Origin of the sequence: Coprococcus ammoniilyticus, assembly GCF_025567345.1 — a bacterium.
In the GTDB taxonomy this organism is placed as follows: Bacteria; Bacillota; Clostridia; order Lachnospirales; family Lachnospiraceae; genus Coprococcus; species Coprococcus ammoniilyticus.
Window position 1 is genome coordinate 97,989 of the sequence record NZ_JAOQJS010000006.1, and the last position, 20,903, is coordinate 118,891.

Annotated in this window: 18 protein-coding genes; 15 read left to right on the forward strand and 3 right to left on the reverse strand. The window is 42.6% G+C overall.

The features are described 5' to 3' along the window. Positions 1-8: 8 nt before the first annotated feature. On the reverse strand, positions 9-743 hold the full coding sequence (locus OCV60_RS10615) for a LytR/AlgR family response regulator transcription factor (RefSeq protein ID WP_262530144.1): 735 nt from the start codon (positions 741-743) through the stop codon (positions 9-11). Between the two features lie 246 nt (positions 744-989). Here OCV60_RS10615 and OCV60_RS10620 point away from each other — a divergent pair, with 246 nt between their 5' ends. From OCV60_RS10620 to OCV60_RS10660, 9 genes are all read left to right on the forward strand, one after another. After that, positions 990-1,190, forward strand: coding sequence for a ferredoxin thioredoxin reductase catalytic beta chain (locus tag OCV60_RS10620; protein WP_262530145.1), 201 nt, complete (start codon positions 990-992; stop codon positions 1,188-1,190). A gap of 195 nt (positions 1,191-1,385) precedes the next feature. After that, complete coding sequence (locus OCV60_RS10625) at positions 1,386-2,660, forward strand: substrate-binding domain-containing protein (RefSeq protein WP_021944544.1); 1,275 nt, start codon at positions 1,386-1,388, stop codon at positions 2,658-2,660. 94 nt (positions 2,661-2,754) lie between these two features. Then, a complete protein-coding gene (locus OCV60_RS10630) occupies positions 2,755-4,263 on the forward strand; it encodes a sugar ABC transporter ATP-binding protein (protein WP_008402285.1) in 1,509 nt (502 codons plus the stop codon). A gap of 18 nt (positions 4,264-4,281) precedes the next feature. Next, the gene (locus OCV60_RS10635) at positions 4,282-5,934 is read left to right on the forward strand and encodes a galactose/methyl galactoside ABC transporter permease MglC (RefSeq protein ID WP_021944543.1); all 1,653 of its coding nucleotides are present in this window, start codon (positions 4,282-4,284) and stop codon (positions 5,932-5,934) included. A gap of 245 nt (positions 5,935-6,179) precedes the next feature. Further along, complete coding sequence (locus OCV60_RS10640) at positions 6,180-7,784, forward strand: response regulator (RefSeq protein WP_021944542.1); 1,605 nt, start codon at positions 6,180-6,182, stop codon at positions 7,782-7,784. A 136-nt stretch (positions 7,785-7,920) separates the two neighbouring features. Next, positions 7,921-9,699: a sensor histidine kinase gene (locus OCV60_RS10645; protein ID WP_334307891.1), complete on the forward strand. Its 1,779-nt coding sequence runs from the start codon at positions 7,921-7,923 to the stop codon at positions 9,697-9,699. Continuing rightward, positions 9,686-10,660, forward strand: a complete 975-nt coding sequence (locus OCV60_RS10650) for a sugar ABC transporter substrate-binding protein (RefSeq protein ID WP_021944540.1) — start codon at positions 9,686-9,688, stop codon at positions 10,658-10,660. The genes OCV60_RS10645 and OCV60_RS10650 overlap by 14 nt, the downstream gene beginning before the upstream one ends. Next, a complete protein-coding gene (locus OCV60_RS10655) occupies positions 10,653-11,693 on the forward strand; it encodes a galactose ABC transporter substrate-binding protein (protein ID WP_021944539.1) in 1,041 nt (346 codons plus the stop codon). Before OCV60_RS10650 ends, OCV60_RS10655 begins: the two co-directional genes overlap by 8 nt. A gap of 24 nt (positions 11,694-11,717) precedes the next feature. Next, positions 11,718-12,287, forward strand: a complete 570-nt coding sequence (locus OCV60_RS10660) for a DUF6553 family protein (protein ID WP_021944538.1) — start codon at positions 11,718-11,720, stop codon at positions 12,285-12,287. A 139-nt stretch (positions 12,288-12,426) separates the two neighbouring features. On the opposite strand, the gene OCV60_RS10665 is transcribed toward OCV60_RS10660, so the two are convergent. Together OCV60_RS10665 and OCV60_RS10670 are read right to left on the reverse strand one after the other, a co-directional pair. Then, positions 12,427-13,914, reverse strand: a complete 1,488-nt coding sequence (locus tag OCV60_RS10665; protein ID WP_117785245.1) for a DUF1846 domain-containing protein — start codon at positions 13,912-13,914, stop codon at positions 12,427-12,429. 111 nt (positions 13,915-14,025) lie between these two features. Further along, complete coding sequence (locus tag OCV60_RS10670; RefSeq protein WP_117785246.1) at positions 14,026-14,970, reverse strand: GTP-binding protein; 945 nt, start codon at positions 14,968-14,970, stop codon at positions 14,026-14,028. A 178-nt stretch (positions 14,971-15,148) separates the two neighbouring features. Between OCV60_RS10670 and OCV60_RS10675 the strand changes: the two genes are divergently transcribed. The 6 genes from OCV60_RS10675 to OCV60_RS10700 all read left to right on the forward strand — a co-directional run bounded on the left by OCV60_RS10675 (position 15,149) and on the right by OCV60_RS10700 (position 20,845). Next, complete coding sequence (locus OCV60_RS10675) at positions 15,149-16,705, forward strand: ABC-F family ATP-binding cassette domain-containing protein (RefSeq protein WP_008402300.1); 1,557 nt, start codon at positions 15,149-15,151, stop codon at positions 16,703-16,705. 65 nt (positions 16,706-16,770) lie between these two features. Further along, on the forward strand, positions 16,771-17,361 hold the full coding sequence (locus tag OCV60_RS10680) for a M48 family metallopeptidase (RefSeq protein ID WP_021944534.1): 591 nt from the start codon (positions 16,771-16,773) through the stop codon (positions 17,359-17,361). Between the two features lie 26 nt (positions 17,362-17,387). Beyond that, positions 17,388-17,612 (forward strand): aspartate dehydrogenase, encoded by a 225-nt coding sequence (locus tag OCV60_RS10685; RefSeq protein ID WP_117823027.1) that lies wholly within the window; start codon positions 17,388-17,390, stop codon positions 17,610-17,612. A gap of 153 nt (positions 17,613-17,765) precedes the next feature. After that, positions 17,766-18,326 (forward strand): GNAT family N-acetyltransferase, encoded by a 561-nt coding sequence (locus OCV60_RS10690; protein ID WP_117785247.1) that lies wholly within the window; start codon positions 17,766-17,768, stop codon positions 18,324-18,326. 11 nt (positions 18,327-18,337) lie between these two features. After that, on the forward strand, positions 18,338-19,858 hold the full coding sequence (locus OCV60_RS10695) for a glycoside hydrolase family 32 protein (RefSeq protein WP_262530147.1): 1,521 nt from the start codon (positions 18,338-18,340) through the stop codon (positions 19,856-19,858). A gap of 231 nt (positions 19,859-20,089) precedes the next feature. Continuing rightward, positions 20,090-20,845 carry an exodeoxyribonuclease III gene (locus OCV60_RS10700; protein WP_161116825.1) on the forward strand — a complete coding sequence of 252 codons (756 nt, stop codon included), beginning with the start codon at positions 20,090-20,092 and terminating at the stop codon, positions 20,843-20,845. Positions 20,846-20,903 lie beyond the last annotated feature (58 nt).

Here is a 20,903-nt window from a genome sequence, read left to right on the forward strand (position 1 = left end):
TTGTCTCCTTATTTCCCAAAAGAGTTTGTATAGGCAAAATTTAAAAACTGTTCCGAAATCTTCGTGTAGTTATTTCTGGAAAGCGGAATCTTCTGACCGTCTGTCAGGATGATATCGCTTTTCGTAACATATTGAATGTAATTCATATTTACCGCATAAGAACGGTGTGGATATATAAAGTCCGGATAGGCTTTCAGAATATCCTGAAATTCCGTAAAGGTCATTACGGCAGAGATCATGGTCTGATCTGCCAGATGTAAGGTGATGGTTCTGTGTGTGACCTCACCATAGACCAGAGAGGATACTCGGATCCGGCTGTACTGCTTCTCTGTTGTATAAATGATGAAGCTTGCGGTATCTTTCTCATCCAGTTCGGCAAGAATGGAATCTATGGAGGCAAAAAATTTTTCTTCGGTTACCGGTTTTAACAGATAGTTCTGAGCTTTTACTTCGTAGCTGTCTACCGCATATTCCGGAGAACTTGTCAGGAAGATGATCTCGGTATCTGTTCCGGAAGCTCTGATATTTCTCGCAATCTCAATTCCGTTTTCTCCGGGCATTAAAATGTCCAGGATCGTAATATCAAATTGTTTTCCTTGATCGATGGCATCCAGTAATGAGAAGCCATTTTGAAATATATGAATCTGAAGCGGTGTGGCATGAAGCTCCTGATATCGTTTGAAAAGCGCTGCCAGTATCTGCCGCTCCTGTTTACTGTCGTCACAAATCGCTATATGTATCAAAAAATCTACTCCTTATCATGGCTTAACAAATATATGATAAGCCGGTCGTTGATCGTCATTTGTACAGGCGTACTCATTGACCTGGGTTCATTATAGCATAGTTCTGATCAGATCGACGGACATTTCATGCACATATAGTGACATTTCATGTAGCGGATGCAAAAAATGAAATCTGTTGTAGAATGCGGAGCTGCTTCATGATAGACTGAAAATATCAAGAGAATTCAGATCAATAGAGGATTAATAATGGGAAAAGTACGATTCAATGATAATACAGAAATAGTTGCAGCTGTAAAAGAAGGACTAAAAAGGAAGGATGGATATTGTCCGTGCAGGCTTGAAAGGATACCGGAGAATAAATGTATCTGTAAAGAATTTCGGGATCAGATCAATGATCCGGAGTTTGAGGGATACTGCCATTGTCAGTTATATTACAAAGAAAAGTAAAATAATATATGAATTATTATCAGAACATATAGACTGGTTCGTCAAAATAAACATAAAAATATTAATAAATCCAAAAAAATTGCTAATAAATCCAAAAATATTCTATTCTTTCTTCCTGCTTGTCACATTATAATGAATTTAGTCAATGAGACAGAGCGAAAAATAAACAAAATGTACAAACAGGAGGAATGAAATATGAGAAAGAAAAAAATTATAGCTGTCGTTGCAGCAGCAACACTTGCATTATCAATGGTAGGATGTGGATCAGGCGGATCAGGCGGATCAGGCGGAAGCAGCTCAAGCGGAGTTGCAAATAAGGATAAGCCACTTTGCTGGTTCAACCGTCAGCCATCCAACAGCTCAACAGGAGAACTTGATAAGGAAGCATTAAGCTTCAACAAAGATACTTATTATGTAGGCTTCGATGCTAACCAGGGTGCTGAGCTTCAGGGTCAGATGGTACTTGATTATATCAAAGCAAATGCAGCAACAATTGACCGTAACGGTGATGGCGTTATCGGATACGTTTTAGCAATCGGTGATATCGGACACAATGACTCAATCGCTCGTACTCGTGGTGTTCGTTCAGCACTTGGCACAGGAGTTGATGCAAATGGTGCAGTTGATTCAACACCTGCAGGTACAAACGTAGACGGATCAGCAAAAGTTGTTCAGGATGCAAAGCTTGATGTAGATGGTAAGACATATACAATCCGTGAGCTTGCTTCACAGGAAATGAAGAACTCAGCAGGTGCTACATGGGATGCAGCAACAGCAGGAAACGCTATCGGAACATGGACAGCTTCATTCGGTGATCAGATTGATGTAGTTGTTTCAAATAACGATGGTATGGGAATGTCAATGTTCAATGCATGGGCAAAGGATAACAAGGTTCCTACATTTGGATACGATGCTAACAGCGATGCAGTAGCAGCTATTGCAGAAGGTTACGGCGGAACAATTTCACAGCATGCAGATGTTCAGGCTTACTTAACACTCAGAGTTCTTCGTAACGCACTTGATGGTGTAGACGTTGATACAGGTATCGGTACACCTGATGAAGCAGGTAACTGCTTAACAGAAGGTGAAGATTACAGATACAGCGAAGAAGAAAGATCATACTACGCATTAAACGTAGCAGTAACTGCTGAAAACTATCAGGATTTCACAGATTCAACAAAGGTTTATGACAAGGTTTCAAAACAGCTTGATTCAAGCAAGAGCCCAACAAAGAAAGTATGGCTTGATATCTACAACGCTTCAGATAACTTCTTAAGCTCAACATACCAGCCACTTCTTGAGAATTACGATGATCTGCTCAACCTGAAAGTAGATTACATCGGTGGTGATGGTCAGACAGAGTCTAACATTACAAACCGTCTTGGTAACCCGGGCGAATATGACGCATTTGCGATCAACATGGTTAAGACAGATAATGCAGCATCATACACAACACTTCTTAACAAATAAGATAACGGATCGGCAGGCAATAATGATTTAACTCAGAGGGGTGTCAGATACAAGATTTGATACCCTTCTTTTACTAAGAAAGGGAAGTAGAGATATGGCAGAAGATAAGAATAAATACATCTTATCGATTCAGGGCATGAGCAAGTCATTCGGTAGAAACAAGGTTCTGGATCACATTAACCTGAATGTGAAACCGGGCTCGATCATGGGTCTTATGGGTGAGAACGGTGCCGGAAAATCGACAATGATGAAATGTCTCTTCGGAACCTATCAGAAGGACGAAGGAACTATAATATTAGATGGTAAAGAAGTAAACTTCTCAGGTCCAAAGGATGCCCTTGAAAACGGAGTTGCAATGGTTCATCAGGAGCTTAACCAGTGTCTTGAAAGAAGCGTTGTGGACAACCTGTTCCTGGGACGTTACCCAAAGAATTCCCTCGGTGTGATCGATGAGGGCAGAATGAAAAAAGAAGCTTCGGATTTGTTCAGAAAGCTCGGTATTACCGTAAATCTGACACAGCCGATGAAGAAAATGTCAGTATCGCAGCGTCAGATGTGTGAGATCGCAAAGGCTATTTCTTACAACTCAAAAGTAATTGTACTTGATGAGCCTACATCCTCACTGACAGCACCTGAGGTTGCAAAGCTGTTCAAGATGATGAGACAGTTAAAAGAGCAGGGAATTTCCCTGATTTATATATCACATAAAATGGATGAGATCTTCGAGATCTGTGACCAGATATCCGTTCTTCGAGATGGTAGTCTGGTAATGACAAAAGACAGTAAGGACACAAACATGAACGAACTGATCTCCGCAATGGTTGGTCGTTCTCTTGACAATAGATTTCCACCTGTAGACAATGAGCCCGGTGAGACAGTTCTCTCCGTACAGAACCTGTCAACAAAGTATGCACCAAAGCTCCAGAACATCACATTTGATGTTAAGAAGGGTGAGATTTTCGGACTGTATGGTCTGGTAGGTGCAGGTCGTACAGAGCTCCTTGAAACCATATTCGGTATGCGTACAAGAGCAGCAGGAAATGTACTTTATAACGGCAAGATGATGAACTTCTCATCACCAAAGGATGCCATGGATCATGGTTTTGCCCTGATCACAGAGGAAAGAAAAGCAAACGGACTTTTCCTGAAAGCAGATATCACATTTAATACAACAATTGCAAATATGAATCACTATAAGAGCGGAATCGCACTTAGCCATGACGATATGGTTCGTGCAACCGCAGAGGAGATCAAGGTCATGCATACAAAATGTATGGGACCGGACGATATGATCGCAAACCTCTCCGGTGGTAACCAGCAGAAGGTTATCTTCGGTAAATGGCTGGAGCGTTCTCCTAATGTATTTATGATGGATGATCCTACAAGAGGTATCGATGTAGGTGCCAAGTACGAGATCTATGAACTGATCATCAATATGGCAAAGCAAGGTAAAACAATTATCGTTGTATCCTCAGAGATGCCTGAGATCCTTGGTATCACAAACCGTATTGGTGTTATGTCGAACGGTCATCTTGCAGGAATCGTAAATACAAAAGAGACCAACCAGGAAGAATTATTAAGACTTAGTGCGAAATATTTGTAATAGAGAGGAGTTTTGGTTATGGCAGATAAAAGTAAGATCCTTTCGGCTGATGCAGAAGCAGCGCTTTTGAAGCCGATTGATGAATATGTAGGAAAAATACAGTCACAGATCGATGCACTTCGTGTAGACGGATCTGACAAGGTTCAGAGCTATAAGAACCAGATCGCAATTGCGAAGGAAGACAAGAACTTATCAAAGGATGAGAGAGCAAAAGCAGTTGCAGCAGCAAAGTCTGGACTTGAAAAGGCAAAGAGTGTGGAAGCAGCAAACAAGGATAAGGTATCCAAGTTGATCGCAGAAGCAGAAAAGTACCTTTCCGAGAATTATAACAGCAAATATTATGATAAAGTAGTTGCAAGCTGCGAGGCAGAAAAAGCAGCAGAAAACGAAGCTTATGAGAAGGTTCGTGCAACGATCAAGACAGAGCACGAACAGACACTTGCCAAGCTGTCCGCTGCAGACGAGATCAAAGATGAGAAATATGTATATAAGAACAGATTATTTGATGCACAGATGTCTCACGAATCCAGATTACAGGAGATCAAGGACAGAAAGCATGATGCATTTGCACATAAGTTCCATCTGATCGACCTCTTACGGATGTCCAAATACACATTTGGTCAGAAGCAGGCTCAGAAGATCGAGAATTACAAATACACATTTAATACATCACAGTTCCTTTATAAGAACGGTCTGTATATCGTAATCATCCTGATCTTCATTGCACTTTGTATTATCACACCAATCGTTAAGAATACACAGTTATTAACCGTTACCAATATCCTGAATATCTTACAGCAGGCATCTCCTCGAATGTTCCTTGCACTCGGTGTTGCCGGTTTGATTTTACTTACAGGTACTGACCTTTCCATCGGACGTATGGTAGGTATGGGTATGGTTACAGCAACTATCATCATGCATAACGGCCCTAACACAGGTGGCGTATTCGGACATATCTTTGATTTCTCAAATATTCCGGCCGCTCCTAGAGCAATTCTTGCACTGGTAGCCTGTGTAATTCTTACAACAGTATTTGCAAGTATCGCAGGTTTCTTCATGGCGAAGTACAAGATGCATCCATTCATCTCAACCATGGCGAACATGCTGATTATCTTTGGTTTAGTAACATACGCAACAAAGGGTGTATCATTCGGTGCGATTGATTCTTCAATCCCTACCATGTTCATCCCTACATTTGGCAGCTTCCCATCGATTATTCTTTGGGCGATCGTAGCAATCATTGTTGTATGGTTCATCTGGAACAAGACAACATTTGGTAAGAATCTGTACGCTGTAGGTGGAAACCCGGAAGCAGCAGCAGTTTCAGGTATCTCAGTATTCAAAGTAACACTTGGCGCATTCATCCTTGCAGGTATCCTTTACGGATTCGGTTCATGGCTTGAATGTAACAGAATGGTAGGTTCCGGTAGTGCCGCTTATGGACAGGGCTGGGATATGGATGCCATTGCAGCCTGTGTAGTTGGTGGTGTATCATTTACAGGTGGTATCGGTAAGATCTCCGGCGTTGTAACTGGTGTACTTATCTTCACATCATTAACATACTCACTTACAATCCTTGGTATTGATACAAACCTTCAGTTCATTTTCGAAGGTATCATCATCCTTGCGGCTGTAACTCTTGACTGTCTCAAGTATGTACAGAAGAAGTAAGGAAATGTAATAATCGCTCACAAAAAAACGATATAAATCAAAAGCCGCTCCGTTCGTCTTTGATGTGCTTTCTGTCAGGCTGACAGATGCAAGTTCCAGACTGAACGGAGCGGCTTTTAAAATATCAGGAGTACGCTGTTATTTTATTTGGATATATATATGGTAAAACGGGATTTTGGGGTTCATTCTGAACGTGGATTTGTTATAATAAGGAACAGATAGAAAGAATAGAAGAGGAATGAGATATGGATAATTATAAAGTGGTACTCGTCGATGATGAGGTGGAAGTAATCGATGCGATCGAACAGAGGATTCATTGGGATATATTAGGATTTGAAGTTGTTGGAAGTGCGACAAACGGCGTGAAAGCTCTGGAGCTTGTGGAGAAGCAGCAGCCGGATGTCGTGATAACCGATATCAAGATGCCGTATATGGATGGACTGGAGCTTGCCAGAAGATTGAATAAAGAATATCAGAATATCCATATCATCATTTTTACAGGATTTGATGAGTTTGAATATGCGAAGGAAGCTGTTCATCTGGAAGTAGAGGAATATATGCTGAAGCCGATCAATGCTCTGGAGCTTACGGAATGTATGAAACGGTTGAAAAAGACTCTGGATAAGGAGAGAGAAGAACGTCTGAATGTAACAAAGCTTGAGAATTATCTGAAGGATTCCCTTCCGGTGCTTCAGACGAATCTGTTTGTTTCGTTGATCGAGGGTCGTGTAAATGAAGAATATTGCGAGAAGTTTTTGAAAGCGTATCAGATTGATATGAAAGGACCGTATTATTGCTGCGCGATCTTTCATACCTCGGAGCATCATGTTCCGGATGGTATGAATCCATTGCTGCTTGCCATGTCAGTCGAGCATGAGATCAAGGATCGTTTAGCACCGGAATGGAAGAATCATATGTTCACATATCTGGGAAATGCACTTATGATCATAGAACTGGAAACGGAAGAAATGGTAGTTGCATTTACAGATGCCTGTGACCGATTCTGCAAATGGGCATATCGTGTTATGGGAGCTGTTGTGACTGCGGGAATCGGAAGAGTCTGTGATAATCTGATCAGCGTTAATTCTTCTTATGATGGAGCAAGAGAAGCAGTTTCTTATCGTGTATTATATGGAACGAGCCGTGCGATCAATATTGGTGAGATTGCACCGAAGGAGCAGGAGATCCTGATCCAGCCGGAGGATACAAAGATGCATGATCTGTTCAAGGCTATTCATCTGGGAGTACCGGAGACACTTGAACAGTCGGTGCGGAAGGAAGTGGAGAAGCTTCATAATAATGCGCAGACCGTGAACCAGTATAACCTTGCGATTATGGAGATGGTGGGAGCATTTTATCGATTCTGTGCTAATAATTTTATCGATTTTAATGAGTTTTGCGGTAATGTCGGAAATCCATACGAACGTGTACCGGAGATGGATGAAAGCACATTAACCGCGTGGATGATCGATTCGGCAAAAGCCATCAGTGAGGAGCTGAAAAATGCCAGAAACAGTACATCGAGACGTATGGTTACAGATGCGCAGAATCTGGTGCATGACAGGTATATGGAGCCGAATCTTTCCCTGGATACCGTGTGCTCGGCACTTGGAGTATCGAATTCTTATTTTTCCAGTGTATTTAAAAAAGAGACAGGAAAGGCATTTGTAACATATCTGACCGATTACCGGATGGATCATGCGGCAGAACTGATTCTCGAAACGAATGAGAAAAGTTATCAGATTGCAGAGCGGGTCGGTTATCTTGATGCAAATTATTTCAGTTATGTATTTAAGAAGCGTTTTGGGGTTTCGCCATCCAAATACAGAACGGAGCATCTGAAAAAATAAAGGATAAATAAGGGGAAGCGTGTTGAAGAATATAAGAAAGAATAAAAAGAAGAAAAATGAAAGTTCTATTATCGGACGTCTTCGGGGGTGGTTTTATCACGGCAGATTTATAGGTTTTGATATTCAGTCGATCATTATGACGGTGCTTACTGCCCTGACGATCATTACAACAGTTATCATGGGCCTGCTGTTGTATAATCGTTTTAAGATGGCGATTAAGCAGACTGCAGTCACGAATACGGAAAACATGGTGGAAAATACTGTTGAAAAGCTGGATGCAGATCTGTTAAATGTGCGTCAGATCACGAATGCGGTGAATTATAATATTATTCAGGAATATGATATTTCCAGCCGGGATTTTAACCGGCAGTTCAGTCTGTTATATGAGATCAATGCCGATAAGATCCAGAGTATGGCGCTATATGATGATAAAGGGAATCTTCTTACGGCAGAACCGGTCACGGTACAGAAGGATGCTGTGGAACCGTCGGAGCAGGACTGGTATCAGGATGCAGAGGCAGATATCGAGAATATTCATTTCTCTATACCGCATATCCAGAATCTGTTTGTCGATGGCACATATCGATATTACTGGGTTGTATCTCTCAGCCGTTCAGTTGATATCAACGATGGTGAGCAGCCGGGAAGTGGTGTCCTTCTGGTCGATATGAAATATTCGGTGATAGAGGATACATTGGCACGGATCAACGATGCGTCAAATGGCATCTATTATTACCTGTGCAACCGTGATGGTCAGATGATCTATCATCCGCGCGGAACCGATATGGACAGAGGATATTTCAAAGAAGAATACAGGGATGCAGCAACCTATGAGGATGGAACATATGAACTTACGGTCAATGGCAGGACAAGCAATGTGATCGTAAATAGTGTTGCTTATACCGGATGGAAGGTGGTCGGTGTAGTTCCGGAAAGTGTACAGATCGCGAGCATCAACCGGTTCCGGTATTATATCATTACAACAGTTATCATTCTTATGATGATGCTTTTAGGTGTGAACCGTATTATTTCGAAGAAGATATCCAGGCCGATTCTGAAGTTAAATGAATCAGTCAAAGCATATGAGGCAGGTGGTCCGACAGATATCTACATCGGTGGATCGTCCGAGATCCGTCATCTGGGATATTCCGTTCAGAAATCCTATGAACAGATCGAAGCTTTGATGCAGGAGATCATACGGGAACAGACGGAACGAAGAAAGAGTGAGATGGATGCGCTGCAGAGCCAGATCAATCCGCATTTCCTCTACAATACCCTGGAATCCATCACATGGATGGTAGAAGCAAAGAAGAACCTGGATGCGGTGTTTATGATCTCAGAGCTTGCAAAGCTGCTCCGTATCAGTCTGTCAAAGGGCAGAACGGTGATCAGAATATCGGATGAGATCCAACATAGCAGAAGTTATATGAATATTCAAAAAGTTCGATATAAGGAGCGTTTTCAGATCGAATTTGATATTGATGAAGAGATTAATGAGTACTGTACAGTAAAGCTGATCGTTCAGCCGATTCTTGAAAATGCCATTTATTATGGTGTAGGGAATATGGATGAGGATGACAGCGGCAAAATCACGATCCGGGGAGAGAAAAAGGACGACGATATATATATTTCCGTAGAAGATAATGGTATGGGAATGAATGAGGACATCGTAGAGAATATATTAAAAGATAATAACAAAGTACCAAAACATGGTTCCGGTGTCGGCCTGATCAATGTTCATTCCAGAATTCAGTTGATGTTTGGAAATGAATATGGTCTGGAGGTTTACAGTGAGCCGGACGAGGGTACGAGGATTGTGATCCACATACCGGCTATTCCATATACAGAGGAGAATCGGGAACAGCTTGAAACACAAAATTATGGAAAGGGGAGAGTGACAGATGAAGAGAAATAGAATTACTTTCCTCATAGCAGAGCTGATCCTGATTGCCATTGCCGGTATATTTATCAACCGGATTTTTCGGGAAGATAATCCGCAGAAACGTGTGGCAGTTATTCTTCCGGACTCCGGTAATACCAGATGGGAAGGCCTGGTTAATGGACTGAAGCAGTCTGCGCAGGTAAATAACATTCATTTGATCATCTGTAATACAGATGAGATCGTAAGTGCAGATGATGAAAAAGAGCTGATTGATGAACAGCTTGAAAATGACGTGGATGCATTTATCATCTGTCCTGCTCCCGGAACAGATACAAAAGATATGCTTGCGTCTTTGCAGGCGGAGAAAGAGACCTTTGTTCTGATAACGGAGGATGCATATATGGCAGATGACACAGAATCGACCGGATTTGTAACGATAAAGCCGGATAACTATCAGATCGGCTATACTCTCGGCAGGCAGATCATAAAAAATGATACAGATAATCAGGCAGGCAAGAAGGTCGGAGTGATTGTCGGACGGGCAGAGACTGAGGCAAGTGTCAGCCGTGTAAAGGGACTTACCGATGCACTTGCAGGATATAACTGTGAGCTTGTCTGGACGTATAATCAGAATAGCGGTAAAGATACCTGTAAGGCGGTTGATTCCCTGGAAGCGGTTGATTATATAGCAGCTATGGATACAGAAGCTCTTGATACACTCGGTGAAAATGCTGAAAATGGGTATTATAAAGGGGCAGAGATATATGGGGTAGGTACAAGCATGAAGTCCGTTGCCCTGCTTGATTACAACAAGATTAAATGCCTTGTTGTACCGGATGGGTACAGCATCGGTTATGAGAGTGTAAATGAGATCGCAAAGGAACTTGGACGACCATTATATACATTAAAAAGTCATGAAGAAGCGATACGGGTAATCTATAAGGATGACCTGTTTTCGGAAGAGACAGAAAGGTTTTTATATTCGTATGAATAGAAAGAAAACAAGAAAAATAATAGCCTGTATATGCATATTGGCAGTTATGATGTCTCTGGTATCCTGCGACAGCAGGAAAAATCAGAAAGACAGAACTCTGCGGGTCGGCGTTGTTACATATACGCCGGATGATCCGTTTATCAACGCAATGACAGATATATTGAAGGAGGATCTGAAAGCATTAGAAGCAAGTGATATGAAGGTTATCGTATCAGTCAGAAGCGGAGATAACAGTCAGCAGGAACAGGATGAAGTGGTGGAGGAAATGATCGATGCCGGATGCGATGTACTTTGTGTAAATCTGGTCGATCGAACTGCTCCGTCAAATATTATAAGACTCGCAAGACAGAATAATATTCCGGTGATTTTCTTTAACAGAGAGCCGGTAAGAGAGGATCTGCTGCAATGGGATAGGCTGTATTATGTTGGATGTGATGCAGCACAGTCCGGCGAGATGCAGGGTGAGATTGCTGCGGAATATATAAAGAATCATCCGGAGGTGGATCGCAATCAGGATGGTAAGATCCAGTATGTACTCTTAGAAGGTGAAGCCGGACATCAGGATGCGATCAGCCGGACAGACTGTTCGGTAAAGACCATTCTTGAAAATGGTGTGAAGCTTGAGAAACTGACCTATCAGTTTGCAGACTGGAACCGCGCGCAGGCAGAGAACCGAATGAGCCAGTTGATCAGTCAATATGGGGATCAGATAGAGATGGTTATTTCCAATAATGATGAGATGGCACTCGGTGCAGTCGAGGCTTATAAGAATGTCGGATATATGCAGAGTGATTATCCGGTTATCTTCGGTATCGATGGATTAGATGATGCGTTGGAAGCTGTTCGGCTTGGCACTATGCAAGGAACTGTCTATAATGACAGAGAAGCTCAGGCGAGAAAGATTGCACTGATTGCAGTAGCCTTGTTCCGTGGAAATGATGTGAGCGTATTAGGACTTGAGGATGAACGGTATTATATGGCACAGTACCGTAAGGTCGATGTCAATAATGTGGATGAGTTTTTGAAAAAATAACTATGTAGCAGGAGGTTAGCATAAATGCAGGATATATGGATTGAATCTTTTTATAATGAAATTGATGCTGAGAAACGACAGGCATTTCTAAAGGAACATACAGGAGATCCGAAGGATGAATTGGATGAATTCCGAGAGAAACTCTGGATTGCCCGGTATGGCAAACGAAAACCAAAGAATGATGCATTTGTGGGCTATCTGATGCAGATGAAATATATCGCAGAAGGTGGTGGCATGAGCCTTGGCGCACAGAAAAGAAAGCAGGCTGCGGAAGTTCTGACAGGTTTATTCCTCGGAAGCTATGACAATCTGGATATCGAGAAGCAGGAGATGGTATTCTATGAGATAAAAAATGCTTTCCTGAAGCTGATCGGGGTCAGTAAGAACGGTCGTGGATTTACTTCTGTCGTATTTGGCATGGGGCAGTTATCCGATGAAAGTGTAGCAAAGAAGATCGCAGATCAGATCAGCACGATCGTATTTGCCACGCCGCACATGCTTCATATGGATAAGGAGTTTGCGGTATTCCGGCAGGCTGCACTTGAGGCCTTTCGACAGGAATTTCCGAACCGGGAGCATTTTCTGAAGAAGTAGGGGTGTCCGTGATATGGTGTTGGATAGTTATCAGGACATGCAGGATATTGTTAAATATGCGGTTATAAAAAGAGCGTTATAGGATAAAAAAGCCAGATAAACATTAGTTATTGTGTTTATCTGGCTTTTTAATGATTCTTTATGCATTCTCCTGCGTAGCAGCACCTTCATATACGGCTTCGTTTGTAAGTTCGATGCCGAGCTTCTTAAAGGTTGTCATGTCGACCGTGGACAGGATCGATGATACATGGAGCTGGCAGCCGGACAGCTTTGGAAGCTGTTCTAATGCAAGCTTTGCATTTGGATCGGATACAGCACACATGGATAATGCGATCAGAACTTCGTCGGTATGAAGACGAGGATTCTTGCTGCCGAGGTATCCGGTCTTTAAGTGCTGGATCGGTTCTATAAAGGTACGTGAGATCAGATGCGTGTTCTTATCAATGTTTCCAAGTACCTTAATTGCATTTAATAATACAGCAGATGCAGGACCGAGCAGATCGGAAGTGGAACCGGTAACGATCGTTCCGTCCGGCAGTTCTAAGGCTGCGGCGGCGGAACCATTTTCCTGCGCAAGGTTATTTGCAACCGGAACAACAGCACGATCATTGACAGTGATCTTTGCCTGCTTCATGATAAGTTCCTGTTTGTATACTTCGTCTTTGGTCGCTTCGTCTTTGACGAAACGGTTCAGAGACTGGTAATATCGTCTGATAATTTCCTGCTTGGACGCTTCTCTGCAGGCTTCGTCGTCAATGATGCAGTTTCCCGCCATATTTACACCCATATCGGTTGGAGATTTGTATGGACAGTATCCATAGATTCCTTCGAACATGGAAGCCAGAACCGGATAGATCTCGATATCACGGTTGTAGTTGACGGTTGTTTCACCATAAGCTTCCAGATGGAAAGGATCGATCATGTTGACATCGTTTAAGTCTGCGGTAGCGGCTTCATAAGCCAGATTGACCGGATGCTTAAGTGGGATATTCCAGATCGGGAAAGTTTCAAATTTGGCATAGCCGGCTTTGATGCCACGCTTGTTCTCATGGTACAGCTGTGACAGACAGGTCGCCATCTTGCCGCTTCCCGGACCCGGTGCGGTAACAATGACAAGCGGACGGGTTGTCTCTACATAATCATTTTTTCCATAGCCCTCATCACTTACGATATAGTCAATGTTATTCGGATAACCCTCGATGGAATAGTGATGGTAGACCTTGATGCCGATCGCTTCCAGTTTCTTCTGGAAAATATCGGCAGATGGCTGTCCGGCATATCGTGTGATAACCACGCTGCTGACATACAGCCCTTTCTTTTTATATACATCGATCAGACGGATAACATCCTGATCGTATGTGATTCCCAGATCGTGACGGATCTTATTGCGCTCGATATCAGCGGCGTTGATCGAGATGATCATTTCTGCCTGATCTGCAAGCTGTAAGAGCATCTGTAATTTGCTGTCCGGTGCAAATCCCGGAAGTACGCGGGAGGCATGATAGTCGTCAAATAATTTGCCGCCAAATTCCAGATACAGTTTATCTCCAAATTGTTCGATACGTTCCCTGATGTGTGCGGACTGCATAGACAGGTACTTGTCATTGTCGAAGCCAATGCGTTTCATTTTTTGAAATTCTCCTTCGTAAATTAATCAATATACGGTGGACACTTAAGAAAATGAAGTGCCCTATAAGAGAATACCACAGAGAGGGGAGAAAATATAGAGAAAATTTACTCAAGGCTTCGATTTTCCCCAATATCCTTCTATAGCTTCCTGATTTAATCCTTCGCCGATGACGATCAGGATGGCTTGCCCATTTGGGATCGGCTCGATCTCGGTCTTCTGGTGTGTGACGTTGATGGATATCCAGCTTCCATCAGCGAGCTTCTGGAATCCTTTAATCCGGAAGACCTTACCACAGGCAGGATCGTGCAGGATCTTCTGGCAGCTTTCTTTTAAGAAATCTTCTGTAAAATCCATATTCATGAAGTACAGACTGTCATAGGTCTGTTTGTCATCAAACCAGAGTTTCGTATAATTGGCATCCTGATAGCCGGATGAGAGGATCGCTTTATAGTCTTCATCGGTCAGATCTTTCCAGTCCTTTTCCAGAACTATCTGCTTTGGCGTGGACTTAGAGTGCAGAATGTCAAATGACTGTTTTACATAATCTTTGGTAGAGGCTAACTGTTCCGGTGTGACTTCTTGTGAGTGGCTGTATAAGACAGTGCCAGCTTGTGCCACCTGAGAAGCCAGAAGATAACGGGAAGCTTCGGAGAGATTCTGCTCCAGTGTGGCATCAATGATCGTGATAACATTTCCAATCGTGTACCAACGGTCAAGCGGATCTTCGTGCAGGGCATCGAAGAATTCATCCATATCGAAGATGCCGGATGGCTCTACCAGAACGCGGTCATAGCCACACATTCCCATTGCAATCAGCTTGGTTTTGAATCGTCTGCGGTGACAGTCGGCATCACAACCGCCGGCAACCATTTCCAGTGTACAGTTATCACCGAGAATATCCTGTAACAGCATGGCATCGACATTGACTGCACCAAAATCGTTTTCAAGAATGCCGATATTTAAGCCCTGATCGATCAGGTATTTGGTATATTTCCTTATAAAAGTAGTTTTACCGGAACCTAAGAATCCGGTGATCAAATCTATCTGAATCATAAAAATCACCTCTTGCTGTATTTGCAGATGATATTCACACGAATACCATCTGCAATCACATTCTAGCATAGGTGGGGGAAAAAGAAAATCGAAGGAATGGGAAAAAGTTATCTTGTCTGAATCCCATCCATAAGGTATAGTAACCTTATCACGAAATAAACGGAAAAGGGTAAGACGAATGATTTTAAATGTAGAAAATTTGACACATGGTTTTGGAGACAGAGCCATTTTCAATAATGTATCTTTCCGGCTGCTTGCCGGTGAACATATCGGACTGGTTGGAGCAAATGGTGAAGGTAAAAGTACCTTTATGAATATTGTGACAGGAACACTTGCGCCGGATGAAGGTAAGGTGGAATGGAACAAGCATGTGCGTGTTGGCTATCTGGATCAGCATGCGGTGCTGGAAAAGGGAATGACGATCGAATCTGTGCTGAAGTCAGCATTTTCTTATCTGTTTGAGATGGAGGAGAAGATCAACCAGATTTATGATAGCATGGCGGATGCAACGGATGATGAGATCATGGAAATGATGGAGGAAGTCGGCACACTGCAGGATCTTCTGACAAATCATGATTTCTATATGATCGATGCCAAGACGGAACAGGTAGCGAGAGCGCTGGGGCTTCTGGAACTTGGACTGGATCATGACGTAACAGATCTGAGCGGTGGTCAGCGTACCAAGGTTTTGCTTGCAAAGCTGTTACTTGAGAAGCCGGAGATTCTGTTGCTTGATGAGCCGACAAACTATCTGGATGCAGAACATATCGAATGGTTGAAGCGGTATCTGCAGGAGTATGAGAACGCATTCATCCTGATCAGCCATGATATTCCATTTTTAAATGATGTCGTAAATATCATCTATCATATGGAGAATCAGGAATTGAACCGCTATGTTGGCAACTATGACAAATTTTTGGAAGTATACGAGGCGAGAAAGGCACAGCAGGAGGCTGCTTACCGGAAACAGCAGCAGGAGATCAGCGAGCTGAAGGATTTCGTTGCCAGAAATAAAGCGCGTGTTGCCACAAGAAATATGGCGATGTCCAGACAGAAGAAGCTGGACAAGATGGATGTGATAGAACTTGCGAGGGAGCGCCCGAAGCCGGAATTTTACTTTAAGGAAGCGAGAACACCGGGCAAGATGTTATTTGAAACTGAGGATCTGGTGATCGGATATGACAAACAGGCACCACTTTCCAAACCGATCAACCTGCGAATGGAGCGTGGGGAAAAGATCGCGATCGTTGGTACAAATGGTATAGGAAAGAGTACGCTGCTTAAGAGTTTGCTTGGAATCATCAAGCCGATATCCGGTACGGTACATCTAGGTGATTATCTGTATAAAGGCTATTTTGAACAGGAAATGGCTGGGACAGAGAATACCTGTCTGGAAGAAATCTGGCAGGAATTTCCGGGATTTTCACAGTATGAGGTGCGATCGGCACTTGCCAAATGTGGACTGACAACCAAGCATATCGAGAGTAAGGTAAAGGTATTAAGCGGTGGTGAGCAGGCAAAGGTACGCCTGTGTAAACTGATCAATCAGGAGACGAATCTGTTGATCCTCGATGAGCCGACAAACCATCTGGATGTGGATGCAAAGGACGAATTGAAGCGGGCATTGAAAGATTATCACGGTTCGGTTTTGTTAGTCTGCCATGAGCCGGAGTTCTATTCAGATATCGTGACAAAGGTGTGGAATCTGGAAGAGTACAGTGTGTTGACACTGTAATAAAGAAATAAATTTATAATCATGAGGTGAAGACTGTCTATAATCGGATGGGAATATAGACGGCTATGAATATGCTGACAGAGATAATACTGAATGACAAAGTGACAAATGAAAACATCCGGGTACAGGTTATAAGGTCCGGGAGAAAAAGTCTTGGCCTGGAGGTGCGACCGGATGGAACGGTACTTGCAAGGATTCCGGCGAGATTATCTGACCGGGAATTAAAAGTATTTATAGAGAAACAACAGGATTGGATCTTAAAGAAGGTGGATCAGGTAAAAAAGCGTGCGGATGCACGAACGAAAATTAAGGTTCCATCTGTGTATGCGTTATCAGATGCAGAGATTCAGAAGATCAAGGATAAGATAGCAGATCGGGTAAAGTATTATTGTGCGGTTATGCAGGTGACAGTTGGGCGCATCACGATCCGCAACCAGAAGACCAGATGGGGAAGCTGCAGCAGTGCCGGAAATGTGAATTTTAATTATCAGTTATATTATCTGCCGGATGAATTACTTGACTATGTGGTAGTGCATGAGCTGGCGCACAGACGTCATATGAATCATTCCAAAGAATTCTGGTCAGAGGTAGCGCGGTATTGCCCGGACTATAGAGCGAGACGGAAGCAGTTAAAAGAATATCAACTGGCGAATTAAAACCTGAAATGTAAAGGAAGTTTAATATGGGATTATTTCGAAAAAAGAAAGAGCAGGCATCATATGATAGTCAGAGTAAACGACCGGTCATCAAATGCAGCATCTGCACCGGTGAACAGGTCGCTGGTTTTCAGGATATTCATAACGGGATATTTGAAGATATCATGTTGATCCGTGGAAAAGAAGATCTGAAAGTCTTCCGGAAAAAATATGGAATTCCGCAGGATGCGGAGATTCCAAAGATATATTGATTTTCTTTCATATTTTCAATATGATCGCCGAGTGTAACCCCGTCTTTGTTTATATCGATGTCTTTAATACCCATAATAGTACCTCCTGAAAAAATAGTTCCTATATTATCTATAATACAGAGTTCATAACAAATAGCAAAAAGGAGTTTAACAGTGACACAGGAAAATTTAGTAAGATTTGAGTTCCGAAATATTAAAAAGAATGAAGCAGAGCAAACAGCAGAGATCGAACGGATCTGTTTTCCTTCGAATGAGGCCTGTACTCCGGAGATGATGCATTTGCGTGTGGAGAAAGTGCCGGAAATGTTTCTGGTTGCGGTAGATAAAGCAACAGGTAAGATTGCCGGATTTATTAATGGTCTGTCTACAAATGAAACGGTTTTGCGTGATGAATTTTTTCAGAATGCAGATCTGTATGATCCTGCCGGAGAAAATGTAATGATCCTTGGTGTTGATGTTTTGCCGGAATATCGCAGGATTGGGCTGGCTTCCGAGATGATGGAATGTTATAAGAACAGGGAAAGACAGAATGGACGAAAGCGACTGATCCTTACCTGTCTGGAATCCAAGGTTGCCATGTACCGGAAGATGGGATATGAGGATAACGGCATGTCGGTTTCTTCGTGGGGCGGCGAACAGTGGCACGAGATGACGTGTAAACTGGGAAAGGGTATCCCGGAGGCAATTGCAAAGACAGCGTTGGAGCTTGGATAAGGAGAAAGAATATGCATACATTAGAAGCAGCCAGAAAATATGAAAAAGAATATGAAGTTGATGCTGATAAAAGACCGTTATTTCATGTGACACCACCGATCGGCTGGATGAATGATCCCAATGGATTTTCAGTATATAAGGGACAAATCCATTTGTTTTATCAATATCATCCATATAGCAATGTATGGGGACCGATGCATTGGGGGCATCAGGTAAGTGAAGATATGATAAGTTGGAAGCAGTATCCGACGGCACTTGCACCGGATAAGGAATACGATGAGGAAGGATGCTTTTCCGGTTCGGCAGTTATGACAAATCTTGGACATGTGTTGTTTTATACAGGAGTCAGTAAAGATAAGAATGGTGGCTGCAATCTTCAGAATCAGTGTATGGCAGTTGGAGATGGTGTAGGATATAAGAAGCTGAAGAACAATCCTGTTCTCACAGGAGCGGTGATGCCGGAGGGATTCAGCCATATTGATTTCAGAGATCCGAAGGTATGGGAAGAAGATGGTATTTACTATATGCTGACCTGCAGCCGGGATGCTCAGAATAAAGGAATGATCGCGTTATTTTCAAATTCTGAAATACATCAATATCTGGAAAAAACAGAGCTTACCGAACAGGAGACAGAAGCCTTTGAGAAAGCAGCAGGTTGTTGGAAATATGAAGGTGTATTTGCAGAGCACATGGAACGGTTAGGAAGCGTATGGGAATGTCCGGATTATTTCAGGTTGGACGGAAAAGATGTGCTGTTGTTTTCACCACCTGATGTACAGGCGCAGGGAAATGAACTGCATAATGGTAATAATGCAATCTATGTTGTTGGAACATATGATCATGCAAAAAAGCAGTTTCAAATGGGGCAGCCACATACACTTGATAAAGGTCTGGATTTTTATGCATCACAGACGACAGAACTTCCGGATGGAAGGAGAATCCTGATCGCATGGATGCAGTCATGGCATAATTCATTTATCCCGGATGGACAGGAGTGGCAGGGCATGATGACAATCCCAAGAGAATTATATCTGTCAGATGGCAGGATCATCCAGAAACCTGTGAAAGAACTGGAGCAATATCGGGTTCGGCCGGTTTCCTATTCGAATGAAAAGGTAGAAGGCGGGCAGAACTTTGATGGGATAAAGGGAAGAACGCTGGATATGACAGTAACAATAAAATCCGGTGAATTTCAGGAGTTTTACATTGATGTAGCAAAAGATGCAGAGCATTATACCAGAATTACATATAACAGAAGAAAACGGGAGATCGAAGTTGACCGGACATTTGCCGGAATGAACCGGGATGTAGTCTGCATCAGGCGGGCAGAGGTAGAATCGGAAGCAGAACGGATAACATTACGGTTTATTCTTGACCGCAATTCGGTAGAACTATTTGTGAATGACGGAGCGTTGTCAATGAGTACAACAATTTATACGCCGCAGACAGCAGATGGCATTTCGTTTTTCTGTGATGGAAATGCGATAATCGATATAGAAAAGTTTGATATTGAGATTCCGATGAACAGATAAATTCTGATACCGGTTATAGATATAGTAATCTGAAATACCGACAATGCAATGAATCTATTTGACGGATAAACCATATGTAGTATAATAAATATGACCATTCGTTTAGAAATAAGTGCGGCATTTGCCGTATTACCCATGACTCTTTTTTCTATTGCGTAGGCAGAGCGGAGCTTTCAGGAGGTAGCGGATGGCCTTTTTATGTATATAGATCAGACAGGAGGAAGCACTACAATGAAGATGATATCGTGGAATGTGAACGGAATTCGCGCATGTGTTGGAAAGAATTTTATGGATTTCTTTAAAGAGGCAGATGCAGATATTTTTTGTATTCAGGAATCAAAAATGCAGGAAGGACAGCTTCAACTGGAGCTTCCGGGTTATTATCAATATTGGAATTATGCAGAGAAAAAGGGATATTCCGGAACTGCTATTTTCGCAAAGAAAGAGCCGTTGTCAGTGGCATATGGAATCGGTATAGAAGAACACGACCATGAGGGACGAGTCATCACACTCGAATATGATAATTTTTATATGGTCACTGTATATACGCCAAATTCACAGAATGAGCTTGCCAGACTGGACTATCGTATGAAGTGGGAGGATGATTTCAGAGAGTATCTGAAGCAGTTGGAACAGACAAAGCCGGTGGTAGTATGTGGGGATATGAATGTGGCACATACAGAGATCGATCTGAAAAATCCAAAGACCAATCGTAAGAACGCCGGATTTACAGATGAGGAAAGAGAAAAATTCAGTACCCTGCTTGACAGTGGATTTATTGATACGTTTCGTTTTTTTAATCCGGACGCAGAAGGCATTTATTCCTGGTGGTCTTACCGTTTTAAGGCAAGAGAGAAGAATGCCGGATGGCGGATCGACTATTTTTTGACCTCAAAGGCTCTGGAATCCAGATTAGTGGATGCAAAGATCCATACAGAGGTGTTGGGTTCCGATCATTGTCCGGTAGAACTTGATATTGACCTGTAACGGTGCCATTTATAAGAATAAATGCATACTAACAGGCGAAAGTAAAGATTACAGCACT